This is a genomic window from Sphaerospermopsis sp. LEGE 08334 (genome assembly GCF_015207205.1).
In the GTDB taxonomy this organism is placed as follows: domain Bacteria; phylum Cyanobacteriota; class Cyanobacteriia; order Cyanobacteriales; family Nostocaceae; genus Sphaerospermopsis.
This window is the reverse complement of record NZ_JADEXH010000097.1, coordinates 1-3,388: the sequence shown is the minus strand read 5'-3', so window position 1 is coordinate 3,388 and position 3,388 is coordinate 1. Positions and strand designations below refer to the sequence as shown.

Genomic DNA, 3,388 nt, shown 5'->3' with positions numbered 1-3,388 from the left:
ATTAGCAATTAATGGATATTCTTTAGCTAATAAAGCTAACGATAAAGCAGACATAGCTATCAATAGAATTGATGGGTTAAAAAAAGAAGTTGATAATATTGTTGCTGGTGCTTTATCAGCAATGCAGCGATTAGAGAATGAAATAAAATTCATTACAGAAGCTGCTAGACAGGCAATGCTCAGGCTACAATCACGAATTGAAAATTTAGAAAATTACACTGGCGAATTATCAAAAATAGTGGGTAATTTGTGGAGTGAAATTAGTGGGTTGAACGCACGGGTGTCGGAACTAACCGCTTTTATAAACTCACAAATATCTGGACTACAAAAAACAGTAAATCAAGAACTGGCTAAACTTCAAAAACAGATACCAGAAATACTAGGTAAGATTGCATTATTCACTGCACAAATAGCAGGAATATTGGTAACAATTGCTGGTATACAACTAGTTCTGAAAAGGCTTAATCCATTAACTGTGATAAACAACTTTATAACCAACAACAATGTAGTTAACAACACTAATAACAATGTCGTCAACAACCAAAATACGACTGTTGTTAACAACCAAGTCGACAATGCTCTCTTGAGAAAAATTGATCAAACTACAACAACTAACTTGGGAGTAAGTACATCACTTTACGCGCTTGGTAAAGTGATGGATGAAAAGTTAGGGCCAGCCATTATGAGAGGAGGAAGTATTATAGGTTTGTCTGGAAAACTGATTCAAGGTTTCAATTGGTTAGTTATCGACCGTGCGCTAAACGTTATGACGTTTGGTGTCACTGTTCACAATGCTGCTATGTTATCTACGAATATTGTTCAGACCCTGACTCAAGCTATTCAAAACGTAGTTGATTTAGTCGGGTTAAAGGATGACAACGGCAATGAATTTCAGGTAGGAGAAGCTATTAATTCGGCAATTAGTAATGCAGTTAAATCCATTGTTGGTAAAAACAATTACGACTATTGGATTAAACAATGGAATTACTACAACAGAATTTATCAAGCGGGTGCTAATTTATTTTCTAGCCTCTTAAGCATGGGAGACACGATGGTAAACGCTCTAAATACCATCTCTGGACAAAATGCTAAAATTGCTAACGCTCTAAAAATTTGGGGTGTAGTTGGAGAAAAAGCTTATGGTTGGATGAATATTACTCCAAACTTTAACAATCCATTAATAACTAAATTAAACAACTTTGAGGAAACCGCGAGTATGGTTGAACAAGTGACTCAAGAACCACTAAACATAAAATCAGCTAAGGAAGGATTAGAACAGGCTACAAAAGATACTTATGATGCAATAGAACAAAAGCCAGGTACTGAAAGTAAACAAGGTAAGGAAGTACCAGAAGCTATTAAGGTTAAAGCAGATGAGGATAAAAAAACTACTGAAAGTAAAGGTATCGCAAAATTACTGGAAGATGCTTATCCAGATGATGATGAGTAATCTAGTTAGGTCATAAAATAAGTTATTAAATAAAATTATTAAATAACTTTATTTATGACTACCAAAATAAATCTAGTATTCATTGTTGGTAAATAACGGGATATTAATAATTACATCCAAAACTATTGATATAACGTTATTTTCATTTTATTGAATACTTTTATTAAATAACTTTCACTGCAAACTAAAGGACAAGACTATGACTGAATTAAGTAAGGCGGCTAAACAAGTTGTATTAATTAGGAATACCCTTAAATACGTATATAACCCATTAGTCGAAAAATGGTTCAACAATGTTGCTCGACTTGGGACTAAGCGCGGGGAACTTAAACAAGTATGTTTAGTAGATGAGGATGACGATAGTTTGATTGTTGTCTTGTTACGACTGTTTTTTTTCTATTTTATTTGTGGTTATTTTAGGCAAGGATTAGCTAATTTTTATGGAAGTAAGTTTGATAGAGAAACTGATGCAAGTAAGCATCCACAGTTATTTATCTACTTTTCTCAGGATAGTGCAGCAGTGCCAGATGGAATATCTAAAGTTGATAAGGAAAAATCAGTTAGACTACTAAAAATTAACCAGTCAGTAACAAAAACACAATTAGTAGAATTAGCACGGGAAATAAAACAACAATTCATAGTTGATGGTAAAGGCTGGACTTATGTTACTGGAAAAATAGCAGTTAGTTATTTAGATGAGAATCATGGTTTTTATCGTGGTAATTATGTTTTAGTCAACAATAAACAAGACGGTATTGATTTGTACCGTAAAATTTGTAATATCATAGATGCACCTTTTGATGAGGATAAAATTACTATTTCTAATCCCGAAAAACCTAATTTAGGCACTACACAAAAAACAATAAACATAGCAGGTAAGAAATATAAGGAGAAAAGATACCGTCCTGTAGCTACAGTGAGATTCAGATATGCTTATTTAGCTTTTGGTGGTACTATTCCACCATTCTGGTTAATTGACTTAACAGGGAAAAACTTTGTAGTAAAAGATGACTAGACAAATTAAGAGGACAAATTAACAGGGCTAACTAAAATGGAAACAGAGATAATTTTTGGAATAATTACTATTACGTTAACGCTACTTGGATTAATTATAAAAATATCAGAAGAAACTAAAAAACGTACTCAAGTAGAGACTATTTTCCAAGTAAAAACTGAAGAGCAATTAAAATGTGTGCTACATAGATTGCAACAATTAGAAAAAATAGTTGATAAGTTAGAATCAACTATTGATGATGTTACTGAATATATGTCAAGTAATTCCGACTGGCATAACAGGAGAAAATAGTATGGAGAAAATTAAAACTGAGAAAATTAAAACCGACTATGGCTATTTATGTATAACCAATAGAAACGGTTATTTTTACGCTATAAAGACTGTCAATCAAAAGAAACGTCAGATATATCTTGGTAAATCAATACCTGATATTCATACGCTAAATGAAGTAGCTAAAGATATTTTCAGCAGTGACAGAGAATGGTATAAAAATCATCCTCCAAAATCTGAGAAGTTGAAAGTCAAAAGTCAAGATACAACTTTATCTTTGAAAGATGATCTACTACGGATAGTTGAATTATCAAAAGCACTGGGTGAGGATAGGATAGCTGGAGAATTAACTAAAGTCATTAGTTCCTATTTTTAGTATGGTTAGTAGGTTATGAGTTAAGTTATTGAATAACTTTATTGAATAACTTTTGTTATGACTTTCACGCTAGAAATAACAAGGTTTGTAGGTAGGTAAGTAGTCAAATAGTTTGTTCCCCCATATCTCTCTTGCTTACAAAAAAGAGGATTTAGACCACACTAACGAACTTAGTCAAGCCCGAAGAATGAGACGTAGTGAAGGCTTGACTTAGTGAGTGTGTGGTATACAATCCCTTCCTAAGCAAGAGAGTATTGTGGGTTATTTGTGGTATGTT

Annotated in this window: 4 protein-coding genes; all 4 read left to right on the top strand. The window is 32.9% G+C overall.

All coding sequences use genetic code 11. The annotated features are described in order from the left end of the window. A partial coding sequence (locus IQ237_RS25840) for a hypothetical protein (protein WP_194060099.1) occupies nt 1–1,450 on the top strand: 1,450 nt, incomplete at its 5' end. 199 nt (nt 1,451–1,649) lie between these two features. After that, complete coding sequence (locus tag IQ237_RS25835) at nt 1,650–2,465, top strand: hypothetical protein (RefSeq protein ID WP_194060098.1); 816 nt, start codon at nt 1,650–1,652, stop codon at nt 2,463–2,465. A gap of 36 nt (nt 2,466–2,501) precedes the next feature. Beyond that, on the top strand, nt 2,502–2,756 hold the full coding sequence (locus IQ237_RS25830; RefSeq protein WP_194060097.1) for a hypothetical protein: 255 nt from the start codon (nt 2,502–2,504) through the stop codon (nt 2,754–2,756). A gap of 1 nt (nt 2,757) precedes the next feature. After that, complete coding sequence (locus tag IQ237_RS25825) at nt 2,758–3,111, top strand: hypothetical protein (RefSeq protein ID WP_194060096.1); 354 nt, start codon at nt 2,758–2,760, stop codon at nt 3,109–3,111. Nucleotides 3,112–3,388 lie beyond the last annotated feature (277 nt).

What these genes read in the sequence shown, in the direction of transcription:
- IQ237_RS25835 (WP_194060098.1), top strand. Translation starts at nt 1,650, where the DNA reads ATGACTGAATTAAGTAAGGCGGCTAAACAAGTTGTATTAATTAGGAAT.
- IQ237_RS25830 (WP_194060097.1), top strand. Translation starts at nt 2,502, where the DNA reads ATGGAAACAGAGATAATTTTTGGAATAATTACTATTACGTTAACGCTA.
- IQ237_RS25825 (WP_194060096.1), top strand. Translation starts at nt 2,758, where the DNA reads ATGGAGAAAATTAAAACTGAGAAAATTAAAACCGACTATGGCTATTTA.